Genomic DNA, 393 nt, shown 5'->3' on the forward strand with positions numbered 1-393 from the left:
CTCTACACCTCCAATGTTATGTTGTAACCAGAAGCTTTAGCCACTTATCACTTTCTCTGCTATTTCTCTAAACTCTTCTATTGTGAGCAAGCCCCCCTTCGACAAGGACTTTTCTTTCACAGCGTTGACGATTTCAAGTTGGAGTTCGGCAAGGACAGAGACGGCAACCTCGTCATCGCCGACGAGGTATCGCCGGATACATGCAGGCTTTGGGATCGCACCTCCGGTGACCGCTTGGACAAGGATCGCTTCAGCAAGGACATGGGCAACGTCTTAGAGGCCTACGAAGAGATCTGGCGTCGCCTCGAAGAAATGAAGGCATAGACATGAGATACAGAGCCAGCCTGCTAATATACCTAAAAGAGGGCGTCCTCGACACTCAGGGAAGGACAA

1 pseudogene is annotated in these 393 nt (G+C 50.4%); it reads left to right on the forward strand.

Features of this window, described 5'->3' with window-relative positions:
• Positions 1-129: 129 nt before the first annotated feature.
• Positions 130-393, forward strand: a pseudogene (locus EZM41_RS05765) (phosphoribosylaminoimidazolesuccinocarboxamide synthase); the annotation flags it as partial.

This window comes from Acetomicrobium sp. S15 = DSM 107314 (assembly GCF_016125955.1).
Taxonomy (GTDB): domain Bacteria; phylum Synergistota; class Synergistia; order Synergistales; family Thermosynergistaceae; genus Thermosynergistes; species Thermosynergistes pyruvativorans.